A 19633-nucleotide genomic window follows, 5' to 3' on the forward strand; every position below is an offset into this window, starting at 1 on the left:
TCGAATGACTGACAAGCAGGCAGCCGAGCTCTCGTCCGACCGCCCATCAACGGACCCCGCGCAGGACCTCTTTGGCCACGCGCCGTTCGCCAAGACCTTGGCCAAAACCATCCGCGGCTATCGAGGTAGCGACGGCATCGTGCTCGCGCTCTATGGCCCCTGGGGCTCAGGCAAGTCGACGGTGTTGGCCTACATCGAGCATGAACTCGAACAAGGTCCAGAGGCTGAGCGGCCTGTCGTCGTGAGCTTCAACCCATGGTGGTTCTCGGGGCAGGAGAACCTGGCCAAGGCTTTTCTGGGCCAGCTACAAGCCGTGCTGCCCGCCAAGTTCAAGGGCTTCGAGAAGGTCGGCCACCTCATCGCAGAATTCTCGGGTGCGCTGGGGGGTGTCGCGGACCTCGCTGGCAAGAGTCACGGCATTCCGTTCATCGGCAAGGTAATTGAAGCCGGTGCGAAGCGACTGGCAACAAAACCAAAGGACGTGCCTGCGCTGAAGAAGGCCCTTTCTTCCGTGCTGCTCGAGCAGAAGAAGCGGGTGTTGGTTGTCATCGACGATATCGACCGCTTGGCCCCCGAGGAAGTGAGGCAGCTATTCACCGTCATCAAGGCGCTGGCCGACTTTCCGTACGTCACCTACCTGCTGGCGTTCGACCGAGAAGTGGCCGCCACTGCCATCAGCGAGCAGACGGGCCTGCCTGGCGACAGGTACATCGAGAAGATTATTCAGGTGCCGTTCGAGTTACCGAGGGTTGACCACTCCACGCTGCTGCAGGCCCTATTCGTTCGTCTCGACGCCGTCATGGCTCCCACGCCGGAGGGTCGGTTCGACTCGCACTATTGGACCAATGTCTTCTACTCGGGGCTACACAGGCTGTTCACAGTGCCTCGAGACATCGTCCGCCTGACCAACGCGTTGAGCGTGACGTACCCGGCGGTCGTCGGCGAGGTGAACCCGGTCGACTTCATCGCCATCGAGTGCTTGCGCGTGTTCTTGCCTGCCGTGTACGACGTCATTCGAACCTCGCCCGAGCAGTTTTGCGGCTACAAGGCCATTGGCAATGGCGACGACAAGGCCCGTGCGATTGCCTTCCACGACAGCTGGTTGCAGAAGGTGCCAGAGGACCTGCGTACATCGACACAGGAACTGATGCATCGGCTGTTCCCACGCTTGGAGTCGGTCTGGTCGAACATGCATTACTCCGGAGACTCGCTGCAGAGGTGGAGGGCCGAGCTGCGGGTCTGCGTTGCCGACATCTTTCCGGCCTACTTCCGCTTGTCTCTGCCTGTTGGGACAGTCACGCGCGCCGATATCGATGCACTGCTCTCGGCCGCCGCTGACCCCGTTGCTTTCGCCAGCGTTCTGCGCGGAGCACTGGCACAGAAAACAGCCAGAGGGACGTCAAAGGCCCGCGCGTTGCTCGAGCGTCTGATGGACCATGTTCCCGATGAACTCGATGCCTCAGCGGCAGAACCGGTCGTCACCGCGCTGTTCGATATGGGCGACGAACTGCTCGTCCGGACCGACAGGATTCCAGGCGAGTTTGACTTTGGAAACGAGTCGCGCGTTACGCGCGTGGTCTATCACCTGCTGAAGAAGGTCGACAAAGCCGACCGTTGCAGGGTGGTCTCAACGGCTCTAACGAAAGGCAGGGCGTTGCGTTGCGGCCAGCGCTTGGTCGGGTCACTGGTCGGCGAAGTCGAGAAGGAAGCCAAGGGTGAGGGCGGGCCCGCGCTCGTTCGGGCGGAGGATGTAGACGGAATGAAATCGGCATGGATGTCGCGTGTCGAAGTCCTTGCCAGCGAGCCGACCTTCATCGACCACCCTTCATTGGCGAGTCTTCTCAGTGGCTGGTGTCACTGGGGTGGAGATGCACAGGCAAGAGCTTGGTGGGCAACGGCGTCGAGCACCGACGAAGGGCTCATCAAGCTCATCGTAGCGTTTCAGTCCGAGTCGACGTCGCATGGCTTCGGGGACCGCGCCGTTAGCGTGCACCTGCGAGTCAATCCGAAGGGCGTCGCGCCCTATGGAGATGTGCAGGTCATGGGGGCACGCCTCCAGACACTGCTCGATGCCGGGCAGGTACCCGAGGTGTATCTGCCGGCAGTTCGGCAGTTCGTCCTTGAGTGCGAACGTATGAAGGCTGGCAAGGACCCAGATTCCTTTGATTTCGATAATTGAAGAGGGGGGAAGAACTCTATGACCGACACAACAGCCCCGACAACTCCAAGCCCCCCAGCGGCGGCACCTTTGGCGCCCTTGGCTGCGGCCGCGCCGAGGCCTCGCGACCTTCGCGCCGAGCTGGAGGACCTTGTCGTCAAGGACCTTCTAGGCCCCGCGGGCGGTCCCGATGAGGAGGTCGATGAGCCACGCGTATCCGACCGCTATCTGGTCGGCACCCTGGCGCCAAAGCGAACGGTGGTCCGTGCTGCCGAGTCTGACACCCTCGCGTCAGACGGTGCTGGGACTGTCGAGGACGGCAACGCCGATGATTTGGCGCTGCCGATTGATTCCCTGGCGCCTGCTGCAATCGGGCTGACCTGCACTGTCAACGGAAGCGCCACTCAACTGGTGGTCACGCCCCGATGGGGGCGATACGCGCGAGAGAAAAGCGCGAAGGCGACAACCGAAAAGGGCAACCCCAAGGCGGTCTGGAAGCGCTACCCGATGGGCGGCCAGCCGGTCGTGGTTGACTTGACCGAGGGAGACATTCCGGCAAAGTCGGCCGACCCCACTCAACCCGATGTGGTGATTCGTGGTCGGGCCAGGAAGCTCGATGGCGACTGGGTGGTCAGTCTGTTCCTCGTCAATGCCCAACCTTCGGCGACCCGCCGTTCGAAGGACAACGAATTGCTGTTCCAGCCCGAGTTGGAGGTTGCCGCGCCAGATGGCGCCCCTGTGTTCCAGAAGCGACGCCGCCGTTCGGGAGTGGCCTCTGACGAGCAGGCGCGTCTCGAGATGCTTTACCGCAAGCATGTGGAGTTCGCCACCGGGCACGGCGTTGCGGTCGACGCCGAGGTGGCTGCAGCGGAGCCGCAGAAGGCGTTGAGGTTGCGGACCCGTGTCACCCCGACCTACGAAGTGCCGATGACGACGCCGCCGACCGCGGATGACAACCCGGCACTGGCAGGCGTGGTGCTGGACATGAAGCTGCTCGCCGAGATGGATGAGGCGGCGTTGTTTGCCTCCCTGCGGTCGCTGACGGCGGCCTACTCCGAGTGGACTGCCACCAACCGGGCGCGCATCGACGCCAAGGCCGATGGGCTGGACGAGTTCGAGGCCATCGCGAGGCAAGCGCTGGACGACTGCCAGGAGGCTCAGCAGCGCATCGAGGCCGGCATCAAGCTTCTGGAGACCGATACGGCAGCGCTGCGCTCCTTCCGCTTCGCGAATCAAGCGATGTGGCAGCAACGCATCCATGCGCTGTACTCGGAGCGGCGGCGAGCTGGCTCCAAGCAGACGCCGGACGAGCTGGACGTGCCCGAGAACCGCAGTTGGCGGCCATTCCAGCTCGCCTTCGTACTGCTTAATCTGCCAGGGGTCACCAAGCTGGACCACCCGGACCGCAGCGAATCGGCCTCGGCCATCGCAGACCTGCTGTGGTTTCCCACTGGAGGCGGCAAAACCGAAGCGTATCTGGGCCTGACGGCATACACGCTGGCAATGCGTCGCCTTCAGGGCGTCGTGGGCGGACGCTTGGGCCATGCCGGCGTGGCCGTCATCATGCGCTACACCCTGCGCCTGCTGACCCTGCAGCAGTTCCAGCGGGCTGCGGCGCTCATCTGCGCCTGCGAGATGATTCGCCGAGGCGACAGCGCGACCTGGGGGGCTGAGCCCTTCCGCATCGGACTATGGGTGGGGCAACGCACGACGCCCAACTCGATTGAGGATGCGCACGAGGCCATCCTGCGTACTCAAGGCGCAGGGGTTGGCCGGGGAACCGGCTCTCCCCTGCAGCTGACGAACTGCCCGTGGTGCGGATGCGAGGTCAAAGCAGGGCAGGACGTGACCGTGGAGACCTACAACCGTGGGCGAGCCCGAGTCTTCACCTTCTGCGGCGACCAACTGGGTCGCTGCGACTTCAGCCGAGCCAAGTCGCCGGACGAGGGCATTCCGGTCCTAACGGTAGACGAGGAAATCTATCGTCGCCTTCCCGCGCTACTGATTGCTACGGTCGACAAGTTCGCGCAGATGCCCTGGAACGGCCGCACGCAGATGCTGTTCGGGCAGGTGGACGGGTACTGCCCGCGCCACGGTTTCACGTCCCCCTGCATGGAAGATGCGAGCCAACATCCGGCCCGCAACGGGTTTGCCGCGGTCCGAAAAGTCGACCACGGACCGCTGCGTCCGCCCGACCTCATCATCCAGGACGAGTTGCACCTGATTTCAGGGCCGCTCGGAAGCCTGGTGGGGCTGTATGAAACGGCAGTCGACCAGCTGTGCACCTGGGCCGTGAACGGTCAGACGGTACGGCCGAAGCTGATTGCATCAACGGCTACGGTTCGCCAGGCCCGTGAGCAGATGCGGTCTTTGTTTCTGCGGGATGTGCGAGTGTTCCCGCCGCAGGGTCTGGACGTGGAGGACAACTTCTTCAGTGTGCAGCGGACGCCCAACGACAAGTATCCGGGGCGGCGCTACATCGGCGTGGCAGCGTTCGGACGCCGGCTGAAGCTGGCCCTCATCCGCGTGTACGTGGCTTACTTGGCCGCAGGTCAGACGTTGTTCCAGAAGTACGGCAAGCCAGTCGACCCCTGGATGACGGTGCTGGGCTACTTCAACTCCATGCGCGAGCTGGGGGGCATGCGCCGCCTCATTGACGACGACGTGCGCTCTCGCGTGCGCGACATGGACCAGCGCGGACTGGCACGGCGCCATAGCCCAGCACTAGAAGAGCTGACCTCCCGGAAGAACTCGGGTGAGATTCCGCTGCTGCTGGACCGTCTGGAGGTGCAACACGACCCGACCTTGCCTCCGCACGCGAAGCGGCCGCCCGGGCAGAAGGGTTCGCCGTCGCCCCTGGACGTTGTGCTGGCCACGAACATGGTCTCAGTCGGCGTGGACATTAAGCGCCTGGGCTTGATGGTGGTGGCCGGCCAACCGAAAGGCACTTCGGAATACATCCAGGCAACCAGCCGTGTCGGCCGGAACGCCGCGGCGCCAGGTCTCGTGTGCACGGTCTACAACTGGGCCAGACCCCGGGACCTGTCACACTACGAGCGCTTTGGCCACTACCACGCCACCTTCTATCAGCATGTGGAGGCGCTGTCGGTGACGCCGTTCGCCAGCAGGGCTGTCGACCGCGGGCTGTCGGCCATCCTCGCTGCACTTGTACGGCTGCCCGGTTCCACCTACAACCCTAACCAGGCGGCAGGTCAGGTCGACAGGACGGCGGCACTGGTTCAGGCGGCGGTCGCAGCCATTGCGCGACGCGCGGAGGAGGTCACTCAGTCAGTGGCCGAGGGGCAAAAGGTGCAGCGACACCTGCAGAACCGCCTCGACCGTTGGCTGCGTGAGGCAGCTCCCAAGCCTGGCGGTGCCAAGCTGGGCTACCAGTCTGAGCGTGACGGATTGACAAGGCCGCTGCTGCAGAAAGCCGGGCTTGGCGACTGGGACACGTTCACCTGCCTTGGCTCGCTGCGCGACGTGGAGCCCAGCGTCAACCTGCTACTCGACGACCGCCCCCTTGATGATGGGTACGGCCAAGGCTACTCGGTGCCCGTCGTGAACCAGCCTGCAGGGACTCTGGCCATCCAGGTCGCTGCAGCAGCAAATACAAGTGCCGGGTCGGCCGGCCAAACGGGAGGGAATGGCTGATGGCCGAACACCGCGTGGGCGACGTACGCCCGACACAACTATTGCACACCTACGGGGTCGGCGCCATGGTCGACCTGCCCAACATCGCGGCGATGGTCATGGGCCTCGATGACTGGAAGCTTCAGTACGCCACTCCGGTTGGCGAAGAGCGCCTGCTGGCTGCAGTGCGCGGTCAACTGGGGCCGCAGGTCGAACGCCTGATGCTGCCGCCGGTTGACTTGGATGAGAGCTCTCGTGACCCCTTGAACGGCCCGCGCATTGGCGTGCCCGTCGCAGCCTTTCCGCAGTGGTACCGCTGCCCGTGGTGCGACCTAGTGGCACCGTTGAGCTCGGGACTCTTCGAGCTCCAGTCCGACCCGTATCGACCCGACCGGGTTCGCTACCGGCACGTCTCCTGCAACCGAAGCCCTAATCCACCTGCTGTGCTGCCGACCCGCTTCCAACTGGCGTGCAAGCACGGACATGTCGACGACTTCCCGTGGCTGCAGTATGTGCACAGCGGCAGCACGAACTGCAATGGCCCTCTGAGGCTGCGGAAGATGGGAGTAGGAGACGAGGCGGCAAACCTCTTTGTCCACTGCGATTCTTGTGGGCAGACCCGCTCTCTAGTTGAGGCCTTCGGGGACACTGCAAAGGCCGACCCGCTCTTCGCGTGTCGAGGTCGGCGTCCCCACCTGCGGGACTTTGAGCCTGGTGGCTGCACCGAGCATGCTGAGACCATGCTGTTGGGTGCCTCGAACAGTTGGTTCGGCATCTCCCTTTCCGCTTTGTCGATTCCACGGCATTCCGACCCGCTGCCCCAACTGGTGGAGGACAAGTGGGTAATGCTGCAACTCGTTACGTCTCCGGAAGTGCTGGTTGCTTTCCGGGCGGCGGGGAACATGCGTGGACTTGAGGAGTACAACGACGCGAAGGTCTGGGAGGCCATCCTGGCCAAGCGTTCGGATAGGGCGAAGCAAGAAGCGAGCACCAATCTCAAGGAGCCGGAGTGGCAGGTCTTCTCGACCGCCGACCCGACTCGAAATACGGTCGATTTCGAGTTGACCCCTGTGGCACCGCCCGTCGGCTTCGAAAGTTTCTTCGAGAAGGTGGTGAGAGTTGAACGCCTGCGGGAAGTGCGAGCCCTAGTGGGCTTCACGCGAATCGACTCGCCCGGTGACTATGCCGACCCGTCCGATATTCCGCCCGACATGCGCGCACCGTTGTCGCGGAACGCGCCGACCTGGGTGCCGGTTTCCGAAGTGCGGGGTGAGGGGCTGTTTCTTCAGTTCAAACGTGACGTGCTGCTAGACTGGGCAGCCAAGAACATGGGGCGCAAAAGCGAGTTCCTTGCGGCCCACGCAGGCTGGAAGATGGCGCGCAACATGCCCAACCCGACCGACGGCTTCCCTGGTCTTCGCTTCGCGCTGATTCACTCCTTCTCGCATGCCTTGATGCGACAGTTGGCGCTCCAATCCGGCTATAGCGCGGCAAGCATCCGTGAGCGCATATACTGCGACGATGGTACCGGGCTTCCGATGGCAGGCCTGCTGTTGTACACCGCCGCGCCAGACAGCGAGGGCACCTTGGGCGGTCTTGTCTCGCAAGCCGAACCGGCTCGACTCGGCGCTTTAGTCCGTCAAGCGCTGGATTCAATGCAACTGTGTACATCCGACCCCCTGTGCGGGGAGCACCGGCCTGCGAACGACGGGACTGCGTCGCTTCACGGAGCAGCGTGTCATGCCTGCCAGTTCGCCCCTGAGACGTCGTGCGAACGCGGCAATAAGTACCTGGACCGCTCCCTGCTTGTCCAGACCTTGGGTAATTCAGCCGTGCCTCTGTTCCTGTGAGCAAGCAGCAAGCACTTCTTTGGCCCGAGGCCGTGGCTCGTTTCGCCTGTGATGTATCGCGGGAAACCGTGCTGCGCGTGTCAGATTGCCTTACCCGCGGAAGAACAGTCGAGGCTCAATCGTTTCTATCTGCCGATGCGGCGAGGCTGTTCTTGGCGCTCATGGCGACCTGGCGGCACGAGATGCCGACGGCTGAATATTCGCAGTTAGGACAGGTGCTACTCGCTGCAAGCGCTACCAGCCACGAGGAGCGAAAACGGCAGCAGCTTGAGCTGGTGTGGTCTGGCCCCGCGCTTATCTCTACGACATTGAGAAGCACCGGGCCAGCCCTCCTAGAGTTGATTGCATCCGCACGTGAGTCGGTCTATCTCGTAACCTTCGCGGCGTACAAGGTGCCGGCTGTGGCCGAGGCCTTGTCAGCGGCTGAAGCGCGAGGCGTCCGCGTAGTCTTTGTCGTCGAAAGCGACGGAGACAACGGTGGCAAGGTCGACTTCGACCCGATGCCGCATCTTCGCGCTTCAGGGCTTCGCGAGGTGGAGGTTTACGTTTGGCCCCAGAAGAATCGGATTAGGGACGAGTGTGGGCGGTATGGCAGCCTGCATGCAAAATTTGCGGTTGCTGACCGCACGCGTCTGCTCGTGTCCAGCGCCAACCTGACGGAATTCGCGTTCAACCTGAATATCGAGCTTGGTATCTTAGTTTCGGGTGGCCATGCTCCTGCCGAGGCCGCTCGTCATGTTGATGAACTGATTCGCCTCGGTGTCGTGTGCGCAGCAACACGGCAAAACCGTTAGCGCCTCAATCGTTCAGGTCAGTAAGGAGACCGTCCGTCGCTTTCGCCTTTCATTGCTGCTCCGCTCTGGGTGCTGAACGCTTGATGGTCCGGTTCAGCTCACACGCGCCGCTCGGAAACCATTGTTGGGCGTTTTACCCGAGCCCTTGCGACGATGGCGGTAACGACCAGATTCGAGGAATGCGCTAAGAGCGGCCAGGGGCGTCGGCGCTCCCCATAACCCTGAGCTATCAACAGAAAATGACCCATAAGCTTCTCAACTTATGGGTCCGTTTTTCTCAGGTTATGAGGCTATCTACAACAACCCTCAAACATCAATATTCCGAGCCACCAACGCATTGCTCTCAATGAAGTTCCGGCGCGGTTCCACGTCATCGCCCATCAGCGTCGTAAAGATCTGGTCCGCCGCAATGGCGTCTTCAATCTGCACGCGCAGCAGGCGGCGCTGGGTGACGTCCATGGTGGTTTCCCACAGCTGCTCGGGGTTCATTTCGCCCAGGCCCTTGTAGCGCTGGCGGCTCACGCCACGCTCGGCCTCACTCAGCAGCCACGTCATGGCGGCGTGGAAGTCGGCAACGTTCTGCTCGCGCACCTTGTCGCCCGTGCCGCGGCGCACCTTGGCGCCTTCGCCAATCAGGCCCTGGAAGGTGGCGGCGGTGCCCGACAGCGCGGCGTAGTCGGCGCCGGCCACAAAGTCGGCGTCGATGTGGGAGAGGCGCTGGTTGCCGTGCTGGCGACGCACCACCATCACGCGGTACTTCTCGCTCTTCTCGTCGTACTGCATGAAGGCGTCTGCGGTGGCGCCGCCGTTGGCGCTGCTGGCATTGCCTTGCATTTCCAGCAGGCGGGCCTTGAGCGTGCGGGCAGATGCCTCGGCTGCGGCTTCGCTGCTGAGGTCCAGCACCACGCCTTCGGCAATGGCGCGCAGGGCGTCGGCGTCAATCACGCGGGATAGGCGCTCGATCACGCCGCGGCTCAGTTGGTACTGGCGTGCGAGTTCGGCCAGGGCGTCGCCGGCAATCTCGGTGCCGTCGGCACGCACCAGCACGGCGGTGTCCAGCGCCTGGCGCACGAGGTAGGCGGCCATCTCAACGTCGTCTTTGATGTAGCGCTCTTCCTTGCCGTGCTTGATCTTGTAGAGCGGCGGCTGGGCGATGTACACGTGGCCGCGCTCGATGATCTCGGGCATCTGGCGATAGAAGAACGTGAGCAGCAGCGTGCGGATGTGCGAGCCGTCCACGTCAGCATCGGTCATGATGATGATGCGGTGGTAGCGCAGCTTGTCGAGGTTGTAGTCGTCTTTGCCAATGCCGGTGCCAAGTGCGGTGATGAGCGTGAGCACTTCCTGGCTGGAGAGCATCTTGTCAAAACGCGCGCGCTCCACGTTCAGGATCTTGCCCTTGAGCGGCAGGATCGCCTGGAACTTGCGGTCGCGGCCCTGCTTGGCAGAGCCGCCTGCGGAGTCACCCTCGACGATGAAGAGTTCAGACAGCGCGGGGTCTTTCTCCTGGCAGTCGGCCAGCTTGCCGGGCAGGCCCATGCCGTCGAGCACGCCCTTGCGGCGCGTCATTTCGCGGGCCTTGCGGGCGGCTTCACGCGCGCGGGCGGCTTCGACGATCTTGCCGCAGATGATCTTGGCGTCCACCGGCGTTTCCAGCAGGAAGTCGGTCAGCGCCTTGGCGACGACTTCTTCCACCGGCAAGCGCACTTCAGATGAGACCAGCTTGTCCTTGGTCTGCGAGCTGAACTTGGGCTCCGGCACCTTGACCGACAGCACGCAGGTCAGGCCTTCGCGCATGTCGTCGCCCGAGGTGTCGACCTTGGCCTTCTTGGCGATCTCGTTGTCGGTGATGTACTTGTTGATGACGCGCGTCATGGCGGCGCGCAGGCCCGTGAGGTGGGTGCCGCCGTCGCGCTGTGGGATGTTGTTGGTGAAGCAGAGCACCTGTTCGTTGTAGGCGTCGTTCCACTGCATCGACACTTCCACGGCCACGCCGTCTTTCTCGCCCGCGGCAAAGAAGATGGTCGGGTGCAGCACGGTCTTGTTCTTGTTGATGTACTCAACAAAGCCCTTCACGCCGCCCGAGAAGGCGAAGTCTTCTTCTTTGCCGGTGCGCTGGTCCGTCAGGCGGATGTGCACGCCGTTGTTCAGGAACGAGAGTTCGCGAATCCGCTTGGAGAGGATCTCGTAGTGGTATTCGACGTTGGTGAAGATTTCTTCGTCGGCCAGGAAGTGCACTTCGGTGCCGCGCTTGTCGGTGGTACCCGTCACGTGCAGCGGGGAGACCTCCACCATCGTGCCGTCCGGCGCTTGCACCGTTTCGATCAGGCGGTTTTGCGGAACGCCCTGCGCAAACTCGATGTGGTGCACCTTGCCATTCTGGCGGACGGTCACCTTCATCCACTTCGACAAGCCGTTCACGCACGACACACCCACGCCGTGCAGGCCGCCCGACACCTTGTAGCTGTTCTGGTTGAACTTGCCACCGGCGTGCAGCTCGGTCATGGCAATCTCGGTCGCGCTGCGCTTGGGCTCGTGCTTGTCGTCAAACTTGATGCCGGTCGGAATGCCGCGGCCGTTGTCGATCACGGAAATGGAGTTGTCCGTGTGGATGGTGACCTGGATCTCGGTGCAATGCCCGGCCAGCGCCTCATCAATGGAGTTGTCCAACACCTCGAACACGAGGTGGTGCAGGCCGGTGCCATCCGAGGTATCGCCGATGTACATGCCCGGCCGCTTGCGTACCGCCTCCAGGCCTTCCAGGATCTGGATCGAGGCGGCATCGTAGCTGTTGGAGCTGCTGGCCTCGGCGGGGGTGGATTGCGGTTTCTGCTCTTCGGTCATGTCGTTCTGCTCGCAGCCATGGGCACGGAAATGGTTGTCTCAGCGCACACAGCGGGGTTGCTTAAAAACGGCGAAGGGGCGGATCTTTCCGATCCAGCCCCTCGTCTTGCTATCGATAGTGCTTATCTGGCAAATGCGTGTCAGATGCGCATCGGCATGACGACGTACTTGAAGGTGTCGTCGTCGGGCAGGGTGATGAGCGCGCTCGAGTTGGAGTCGCCCAGGCTCACCTGCACCTTTTCGGCCTTGAGGTTGGCCAGCACGTCCAGCAGGTAGGTGACGTTGAAGCCGATATCCAGCGCGTCGCCCTGGTAGTCGATTTCGAGTTCTTCCTGCGCTTCTTCCTGGTCAGCGTTGGTGGAGCTGATCTTGAGGACGTTGGTGTCGAGCATGCAGCGCACGCCCTTGAACTTGTCGGTCGTCAGGATGGCCGTACGTTGCAGTGCGCTTTGCAGGAACGTGCGGTCGATCGTGAAGCTGTTGCGGTACCCCTTCGGGATCACGCGCTGGAAATCCGGGAACTTGCCTTCGACCAGCTTGGAGATCAGCTCGATATTGCCGAAGGTGAACTTGACCTGGTTCGAGGCCAGTTGCACCGAGACGGGATCGTCCACGTCTTCCAGCAGGCGTTGCAGCTCAAGGATGGTCTTGCGCGGGATGATGACTTCGTGGCGGCCAGCGCCAGCGGGTTGCTCGCCCGTTTCCACGCCGCAGTAGGCCAGTCGGTGGCCATCGGTGGCGACGGCCATGACTTGCTTGCCATCCACCACCAGCAGCATGCCGTTGAGGTAGTAGCGGATGTCCTGCTGGGCCATCGCAAAGTGCACCATCGCCAGCAGGTGCTTGAGCGTCTTCTGCGGCAGGGTGATGCGCGCACCAAAGTCGGTTGCCTCGGCCACGGTCGGAAATTCTTCGGCGGCCAGCGTCTGCAGCGCAAAGCGGCTCTTGCCGGATTGCACCGTCATGCGCTTGTCGTTGAGCGTCAGCGCCACTTCGCCGTCAGGCATGGCACGCAGGATGTCGACCAGCTTGCGGGCGGCCACAGTGGTGGCGATATCGCCGGCGCCGGCGCCGCAATCGGCGTGCGTGGTGATCTGGATTTCGATGTCGGTGGACAGGAAGGAAACCCGTTCACCCTTCTTGGTGATGAGCAGATTGGCCAGGATGGGCAGCGTGTGACGGCGTTCCACGATGCCGCTCACGATTTGCAGCGGACGCAGCAGGTTGTCTCGCGAGGTTTTGACCAATTGCATGAAGGCGATCCTTGCAGTTTGAGGTGACACCGCGCGCGCCCCTCATGGCCTGTGCCTGCAGGAGCATTCGCGATTAACCCCAAAGTTGTTGTAAATCAAGGGGTTAATCACAAATTATACCGCAAAGAAGGGGGCGCTGGATAGCGTCGCGCGCGCGGCAAATATGTCTATTGTGCATGAAAAGACGCCCGCGTTCGAGCGGGCGTTTGCATGCGGCAAATTCTGGGCAGATGGCGCTGCCATGCGCCTTGGTGGCACGCGGCAGCGCGATGCGCCATCAACCCTTGAGCGTTTGCTCCAGCACGTGCAGTTCGTGGTTGAGCTGGGCGTCCTTGGTACGCTCGTCGGCAATCTTGCGCACGGCGTGCAGCACGGTGGTGTGGTCGCGTCCACCGAACAGCTCGCCGATTTCCGGCAGGCTCTTCTGCGTGAGCTCCTTGGCCAGATACATGGCGATCTGGCGCGGGCGCGCGATGTTGGCCGGCCGCTTCTTGGAGTACATGTCCGCGACCTTGATGTTGTAGAAATCCGCGCAGGTCTTCTGGATGTTCTCCACCGAGATCTGGCGGTTCTGCACCGTCAACAGATCCTTCAGCGCCTCGCGCGTGACCTCGATCGTGATCTCTTTACCGTGGAAGTTGGAGTACGCCAGGATCTTGCGCAGCGCGCCTTCCAGCTCACGCACGTTCGAACGCAGATGCTTGGCGACGAAGAAGGCGACCTCTTCCGGCACGGTCACATTCTCGGCCTGCGCCTTCTTCATCAGAATGGCGACGCGCATTTCCAGCTCGGGCGGCTCGATGGCCACCGTCAACCCGGAGTCGAAGCGCGAGATCAGGCGGTCATCAATCCCGGTGATCTCTTTCGGATACGTATCGCTGGTGATGATGACCTGCGCGCGGTTGGCAATCAGCGCCTCGAACGCGTAGAAGAATTCTTCCTGCGTGCGGTTCTTGCCCGAGAAGAACTGGATGTCATCGATCAGCAGCAGATCGAGTGAATGGTAGTAGCGCTTGAAGTCGTCAAACGCCTTACGCTGGTAAGCCTTCACTACGTCAGAAACGTACTGTTCTGCGTGGATGTAGCGGATGCGCGCGCGCGGATTCTCCATCAGCATGAAGTTGCCGATGGCATGGATCAAGTGCGTCTTACCGAGGCCCACGCCGCCGTACAGGTACAGCGGGTTGTACGACTTGCCCGGGTTGTTGGCGACCTGGATGGCCGCGGCGCGCGCCAACTGGTTGGCCTTACCGGTGACGAAGTTGTCGAACGTGAGGATCTGGTTCAGGCGCGAGCGCTCGTGCACGGTGTCGTCCACAGGCGCCTGCGGCGGCGTCGCCAGGCCCGTGACCATGGCAGGTGCCTGCGGCGGCATGCGGTATGACTGGGCACTCACCTCGGCGGCGTCCATCACGGGCACGTCGATCTCGGCCACAGCATGGCTGGCCGTGGCGAGCGCATTTTCGCGGTACATCGCGGGGGCCGGACGCATGGCTGCAGCATCCAGTGCGGCGCTGCTTGCGGCCGGCATGGCGGCTGGCGCTGCCTGCCTCGGCTGAATCGATTGCGCGGCCATCGGCTGCATCGGCGCCGGAGCAAACGCCGGCTGCTGGGCCGCCTGGCGCTGGCCGGCGGCCGGGTCGAGCACGAACTGCACGTCGACCTGCATCTCCCAGTAGTCACACGCGAGCGACTGGATGCGGCCGGAGAACTGGCTCTTGACCCAGTCGAGCTTGAAGCGGTTAGGCGCGGCAATCCGCAGCGTGCACGCCTGCTCGTCAAATGACAGCGGCGTGAGCGGCTTGATCCACGTCTTGAATTGTTGCGGCGTCAGCTCACTCTCAAGTTGAGCGGATGCCGCATGCCAGAAATCCTGCATCGTTATCGTTAGTTGTTTGACCGGCGCCACACGCGTCTGTCGACGTCCCCGGGCGGGGCCGGCCGCCGGGCCTCTGGCACAAGCCAGAAACCGGGTGGCATTCGTTATTGGAACGGGATTGTACCCCCGGCCGAAAGTTATCCACAAAGGATAAGTCTGTGGATAACCTGTGGAACTGCTGTGAGTAGCAGTGGACAACTACTTTTGACACCTGCCCACAAACCCAATACCGGCAAGGCTTTCACCGAAACGACCCAGGCCGCACAAGGCGTTGGGGACAACTTGCAGACGGGTGGATTTCTGGTGTGGAGCACACGTTATCCCCAATCTGCCAGGCTTGACAGATTCGGCAAACATCGTTTAAATGGCGGGTTCTGCGATGCGCGGCAGGGGAGCGCACGCTTGTTCGCGTCAGACGCGGCGCCGGATTCGTCCAGCGCGCCTGATCCGGCTAAGGCCCGATACCGTCGGTGCCCGTGAACAACACAGCGCACGGCGGTCTGCGTGGGCGATTTCTCCTAATGAATCGACACCAGGCTTTGCGGGGCGACCCTAGGCCCGGCGCGTGCGGCAGCGTCCGCACCACCAATTAACAAGAGAGTGCATCATGAAGCGTACCTACCAACCTTCCGTTACCCGTCGCAAGCGCACCCACGGTTTCCGTGTCCGCATGAAGACCCGTGGTGGCCGTGCCGTGCTGAACGCACGCCGCGCCAAGGGCCGTAAGCGCCTGGCCATCTAAGACTGCCGCGCCCCGGGTGGCGGCCCCTGGCCGTTGCCCATGGCTTTGCCGCAGTCTTACCCCCAGCCGGCGATGGGCTTGCACGCCTACCCCAAAGCCGCAAGGCTGACGAAAACGGATGAGTTCTCATCCGTTTTTGCTTTGCGGCCCGTCCGGCGCAGTCGTCACTTTGTGCTGTATGTGCGCGCCAATGGGCATCCGCAGGCACGCCTGGGCGTGGTGATTGGCAAGAAATTCGCCAAGCGCGCCGTCGAGCGCAACCTCATCAAGCGCCAGTGCCGCGAGCTGTTCCGCCTGCGGCAGCCGTCTCTGGGCGGCCGCGACGTGCTGATCCGCCTGCACGCCAAGTTTCCACGCCAGGACGTGCCCACCGTGGCCGCCTTCAAGCGCATCTGCCACGAAGAGCTGTCGCACCTCTTTGAGATTGCGACACGGCCGCTGCCTGCTCCGCCTGCCCCACCCGTTGCCTCCCAGCCTGCTGCCGGGAGCACGTCATGACGCGCGTGCTGTTGTTTCTGCTGCGCATCTACAAAGTGGCGTTCAGCCCTTTCGTGGGCGCACAATGCCGCTTCCTGCCGACCTGTTCCGACTACGCGCGCGACGCCGTCATCACGCACGGGCCGGGCTACGGCAGTTATCTTGCGGCAAAACGCCTATGCCGCTGCCATCCGTTCGCACAAGGCGGGTATGATCCTGTGCCGCCCGCCGCTGGCGACGCTGTGCCCCGCTCCACCGATTCCGCATCGACCGACGCGACAGCAGCCGACACGCAGGCTGTGCGGCCGTCGATTCACCTTCCCAGACCGTAATCCGACATGGATATCAAACGCACCATTCTCTGGGTGATCTTCTCGCTGGCGGTTGTCCTGCTGTTCGACAACTGGCAACGCGCGAATGGCCACCAGTCGATGTTCTTCCCGACGCCGCAGACGGCCACGACTGCCGCACCGGGCAGCACTCCCGCGGGCGACGTGCCGAAGAGCGCCGCAGCGGCAGCCGCAGGCACCCAGGCCGCTCCGGCCACGGGCGCAGTCTCGCAGGCACCGGCTTCGGAAAAGATCGTCATCACGACCGACGTGGTGCGCGCCGCCATCGACACGGCCGGCGCGATCGTCACCAAGCTGGAGCTGTTGGACCAGAAGGACCACGATGGCAACCCGATGGTGCTGTTCGACCGCAGCATCGAGCGCACCTATCTGGCGCGCTCGGGCATCATCGGCGGCGATTTCCCGAACCACACGACGGTGTTTGCGGCCTCGGCCGGCCCGCGTGACCTGGGCACCGGCAACGATGTCTCCATCACGCTGACGGCCGACAAGGGCGGCGCCAAGCTGGTCAAGACGTACGTCTTCAAGCGCGGCAGCTACGTGATCGACACGCGCTTTGACGTGACCAACGACGGCACGGCGCCGATCAACCCGACGCTGTACATGGAACTGGCCCGCGACGGCGGCGCGATTGAGCAATCGCGCTTCTACAGCACGTTCACCGGCCCGGCCGTGTACACCGACGGCGACAAGTTCCACAAGATCACCTTCTCCGACATCGACAAGGGCAAGGCACACGTGCCGGCCCCGACCGACAGCGGCTGGGTGGCGATGGTGCAGCACTACTTTGCCTCGGCCTGGATTCCGGCTGACAACGTCAAGCGCGAGTACTACGTCGACCGCGTCGATACCAACTTCTACCGCATCGGCATTCAGGAGCCGCTGGGCACGGTGGCGCCGGGCGCCAGCGTCTCGGCCACGGCACGCCTGTTTGCCGGCCCGCAGCAAGCGCGCATGCTTGAAGCCATCACCCCGGGCCTGGATCTGGTGAAGGACTATGGCTGGCTGACCATCGTCGCCAAGCCGCTGTTCTGGCTGCTGGAGAAGATTCACGGGCTGCTGGGCAACTGGGGCTGGTCGATCGTCGCACTGACCGTGCTGATCAAACTGGTGTTCTTCCCGCTGTCGGCCACGAGCTACCGTTCGATGGCCAAGATGAAGGACCTGCAGCCGCGCATGACGGCCATCCGCGAGCGCCACAAGGGCGATCCGCAAAAGATGAACCAGGAGATGATGACGCTGTACCGCACCGAGAAGGTCAATCCGCTCGGCGGCTGCCTGCCGATCGTGATCCAGATCCCGGTGTTCATGGCGTTGTACTGGGCGCTGCTGTCGTCGGTGGAAATGCGCGGTGCGCCGTGGCTGGGCTGGGTGCACGATCTGTCGGCACCGGACCCGTTCTACATCCTGCCGGTGCTGATGGCCGTGTCGATGTTCGTGCAGACCAAGCTGAACCCGACCCCGCCGGACCCGGTGCAGGCCAAGGTGATGATGTTCATGCCGATCGCGTTCTCGGTGATGTTCTTCTTCTTCCCGGCTGGCCTGGTGCTGTACTGGGTGGTGAACAACTGCCTGTCGATCGCGCAGCAATGGTCGATCAACCGCATGCTGGGCACCAACAAGGGCGCCGCGCCTGCCAAGTAAGGCGATCGCGCTCCAGCAAAAAGGGCACCCTCGGGTGCCCTTTTTTCATGCCTGTCTCACGCGCTTCAAGCCGGCGTGTGGCAGACCGCCTCGATGTTATGGCCGTCCGGATCGCGCACGAACGCACCGTAGTAGTTCGGGTGGTAGTGCGCACGCACGCCGGGCGCGCCATTGTCGGTGCCACCGGCTGCCAGAGCCGCAGCGTGGAATGCCGCCACCTCGGCACGCGACTCCACGCGAAACGCCACGTGCAGCGGCGGCTTGTTCGGCCCCTGCCCGGCCGTCGCGGCGGAAATCCAGAACTCCGCCTTGCCCGGCGGGCCGAAGCCGGCCACATCGGTGTGCCCCGTCACGGTGGCAGAAAACTCCAGCACCTTGGCCAGGCCAATGGCGCCCAGTGCCTGTTCGTAAAACCGCTTGCTGGCCTCGAAGTCGCTGACGACGACGCCGGTGTGATCGATCATCCGAATCTCCCTGGTTGGAAACTGGCGCGCAACTGCGCGGCTGCCGCACAATACCGCCCATGACTGCTGCTGACCACCCCACGACCTTGCCGAACACTGCCGACGCCCCGCGCGCACCCATCCGCACCATTCCCATCGCGGCGATTGCCACTGCGCCTGGGCGGGGCGGCATTGGGGTCGTGCGCGTGTCGGGGCCTGACGTGCGCGCCGTCATGCAGGCCGTGTGCGGCCGGCTGCTGACGCCACGCCAGGCAACCTACCTGCCCTTTCTTGACGCCGACGGCGGCGCCATCGACCGCGGCATCGCGCTGTGGTTTCCGGCGCCGCATTCGTACACCGGTGAAGACGTGCTCGAACTGCAGGGCCACGGCGGCCCGGTGGTGATGCAACTGCTGCTGCAACGCTGTCTGGCGGCCGGCCGCGAGATCGGCCTGCGCGTGGCAGAACCCGGCGAGTTCACGCGCCGCGCCTTCCTGAACGACAAGATGGACCTGGCGCAAGCCGAAGCCGTTGCCGACCTGATCGAGGCGAGCACCGAAGCCGCTGCGCGCTCGGCGGCGCGCTCGCTCGACGGTGCGTTCTCGCAGGCGGTGCACGCGCTGGTCGAACGCGTGATCCATCTACGCATGCTGGTAGAAGCGACGCTGGATTTTCCGGAAGAGGAAATCGACTTTCTGGAAGCGTCCGATGCGCGCGGCCAGCTCGCCGGGATTCGCACAGCGGTTGACGGTGTGCTGGCGCAGGCGCGACAGGGTGCGCTCCTGCGCGAAGGCCTGCACGTGGTGCTGGCCGGGCAGCCGAACGTGGGCAAATCCTCGCTGCTCAATGCATTGGCCGGCGCGGAGCTTGCCATCGTCACGCCCATCGCCGGTACCACGCGCGACAAGGTGCAGCAGACCATCCAGATTGAAGGCATCCCGCTGAACATTGTCGACACGGCCGGCCTGCGCGATACGGAAGACGAAGTGGAGCGCATCGGCATCGAGCGCACCTGGGCGGCCATCGCGCGTGCGGATGTGGTGCTGCACCTACTGGACGCAGCGGACTATCGCGCCAACGGCCTCTCGGCTGAAGACGCCGCCATCGACGCACGTATTGCCAGTCACGTACCGGCGGGCGTGCCGACGCTACGCGTCGTCAACAAGATTGACCTGACGAGTGTGGGCGTCGCGGGCCGCGTGGATGCCGAGCCGCCAGAGGTCTGGCTCTCAGCACGTGATGGCGTGGGTGTCGAACTTCTGCGCGCGGCGTTGCTGGAGATTGCCGGTTGGCAGGGCGGCGGCGAGGGCCTGTACCTGGCGCGTGAACGCCATCTCGCCGCCTTGCGCGCGACCAAGGAGCATTTGGCCTTGGCGGCCGAGCATGCGGATCAGCAGGCGCAATCGCTCGATCTGTTTGCGGAAGAGCTACGGCTCGCGCAGGAGGCGTTGAACAGCATCACGGGAGCGTTTTCCAGTGATGATCTGCTGGGGGTGATCTTTAGTCGGTTCTGTATCGGCAAGTAGTCAGGCGCCCAGAGGCGCCCAAGATTGCCGAGACGTCCCA

General features: G+C 63.4%; 13 protein-coding genes. 9 read left to right on the top strand and 4 right to left on the bottom strand.

Going from position 1 to position 19633, the window contains the following annotated elements; all coding sequences use genetic code 11:
• The first annotated feature begins 4 nt into the window (after window positions 1-4).
• From C404_RS52585 to drmC, 4 genes are all read left to right on the top strand, one after another.
• On the top strand, window positions 5-2179 hold the full coding sequence (locus C404_RS52585; protein ID WP_021196874.1) for a KAP family P-loop NTPase fold protein: 2175 nt from the start codon (window positions 5-7) through the stop codon (window positions 2177-2179).
• 69 nt (window positions 2180-2248) lie between these two features.
• On the top strand, window positions 2249-5812 hold the full coding sequence (drmA, locus tag C404_RS52590) for a DISARM system helicase DrmA (protein WP_021196875.1): 3564 nt from the start codon (window positions 2249-2251) through the stop codon (window positions 5810-5812).
• A complete protein-coding gene (drmB, locus tag C404_RS52595; protein WP_021196876.1) occupies window positions 5812-7641 on the top strand; it encodes a DUF1998 domain-containing protein in 1830 nt (609 codons plus the stop codon). Before drmA ends, drmB begins: the two co-directional genes overlap by 1 nt.
• On the top strand, window positions 7638-8435 hold the full coding sequence (drmC, locus tag C404_RS52600) for a DISARM system phospholipase D-like protein DrmC (protein ID WP_064496156.1): 798 nt from the start codon (window positions 7638-7640) through the stop codon (window positions 8433-8435). Before drmB ends, drmC begins: the two co-directional genes overlap by 4 nt.
• A gap of 306 nt (window positions 8436-8741) precedes the next feature.
• Here drmC and gyrB read toward each other — a convergent pair whose 3' ends face one another.
• The 3 genes from gyrB to dnaA all read right to left on the bottom strand — a co-directional run bounded on the left by gyrB (window position 8742) and on the right by dnaA (window position 14411).
• Window positions 8742-11279: a DNA topoisomerase (ATP-hydrolyzing) subunit B gene (gene gyrB / locus C404_RS52605; protein ID WP_021196878.1), complete on the bottom strand. Its 2538-nt coding sequence runs from the start codon at window positions 11277-11279 to the stop codon at window positions 8742-8744.
• A 140-nt stretch (window positions 11280-11419) separates the two neighbouring features.
• Window positions 11420-12532 carry a DNA polymerase III subunit beta gene (gene dnaN / locus C404_RS52610; RefSeq protein WP_021196879.1) on the bottom strand — a complete coding sequence of 371 codons (1113 nt, stop codon included), beginning with the start codon at window positions 12530-12532 and terminating at the stop codon, window positions 11420-11422.
• A 277-nt stretch (window positions 12533-12809) separates the two neighbouring features.
• Window positions 12810-14411, bottom strand: a complete 1602-nt coding sequence (gene dnaA / locus C404_RS52615) for a chromosomal replication initiator protein DnaA (protein WP_021196880.1) — start codon at window positions 14409-14411, stop codon at window positions 12810-12812.
• 607 nt (window positions 14412-15018) lie between these two features.
• On the opposite strand from dnaA, the gene rpmH reads away from it, so the two are divergent.
• The 4 genes from rpmH to yidC all read left to right on the top strand — a co-directional run bounded on the left by rpmH (window position 15019) and on the right by yidC (window position 17624).
• Window positions 15019-15153: a 50S ribosomal protein L34 gene (rpmH, locus tag C404_RS52620; RefSeq protein ID WP_003262958.1), complete on the top strand. Its 135-nt coding sequence runs from the start codon at window positions 15019-15021 to the stop codon at window positions 15151-15153.
• Window positions 15154-15225: 72 nt separating this feature from the next.
• Window positions 15226-15651 carry a ribonuclease P protein component gene (gene rnpA / locus C404_RS52625; RefSeq protein WP_021196881.1) on the top strand — a complete coding sequence of 142 codons (426 nt, stop codon included), beginning with the start codon at window positions 15226-15228 and terminating at the stop codon, window positions 15649-15651.
• Window positions 15648-15962: a membrane protein insertion efficiency factor YidD gene (gene yidD, locus C404_RS52630; protein WP_021196882.1), complete on the top strand. Its 315-nt coding sequence runs from the start codon at window positions 15648-15650 to the stop codon at window positions 15960-15962. Before rnpA ends, yidD begins: the two co-directional genes overlap by 4 nt.
• 6 nt (window positions 15963-15968) lie before the next feature.
• Window positions 15969-17624 carry a membrane protein insertase YidC gene (yidC, locus tag C404_RS52635; RefSeq protein WP_021196883.1) on the top strand — a complete coding sequence of 552 codons (1656 nt, stop codon included), beginning with the start codon at window positions 15969-15971 and terminating at the stop codon, window positions 17622-17624.
• 65 nt (window positions 17625-17689) lie between these two features.
• Here yidC and C404_RS52640 read toward each other — a convergent pair whose 3' ends face one another.
• The gene (locus C404_RS52640; protein WP_021196884.1) at window positions 17690-18088 is read right to left on the bottom strand and encodes a VOC family protein; all 399 of its coding nucleotides are present in this window, start codon (window positions 18086-18088) and stop codon (window positions 17690-17692) included.
• Between the two features lie 59 nt (window positions 18089-18147).
• Between C404_RS52640 and mnmE the strand changes: the two genes are divergently transcribed.
• On the top strand, window positions 18148-19593 hold the full coding sequence (mnmE, locus tag C404_RS52645) for a tRNA uridine-5-carboxymethylaminomethyl(34) synthesis GTPase MnmE (RefSeq protein ID WP_021196885.1): 1446 nt from the start codon (window positions 18148-18150) through the stop codon (window positions 19591-19593).
• The last annotated feature ends 40 nt before the right edge of the window (window positions 19594-19633 follow it).

It is taken from the genome of Ralstonia sp. AU12-08 (assembly GCF_000442475.1).
Taxonomy (GTDB): domain Bacteria; phylum Pseudomonadota; class Gammaproteobacteria; order Burkholderiales; family Burkholderiaceae; genus Ralstonia; species Ralstonia insidiosa.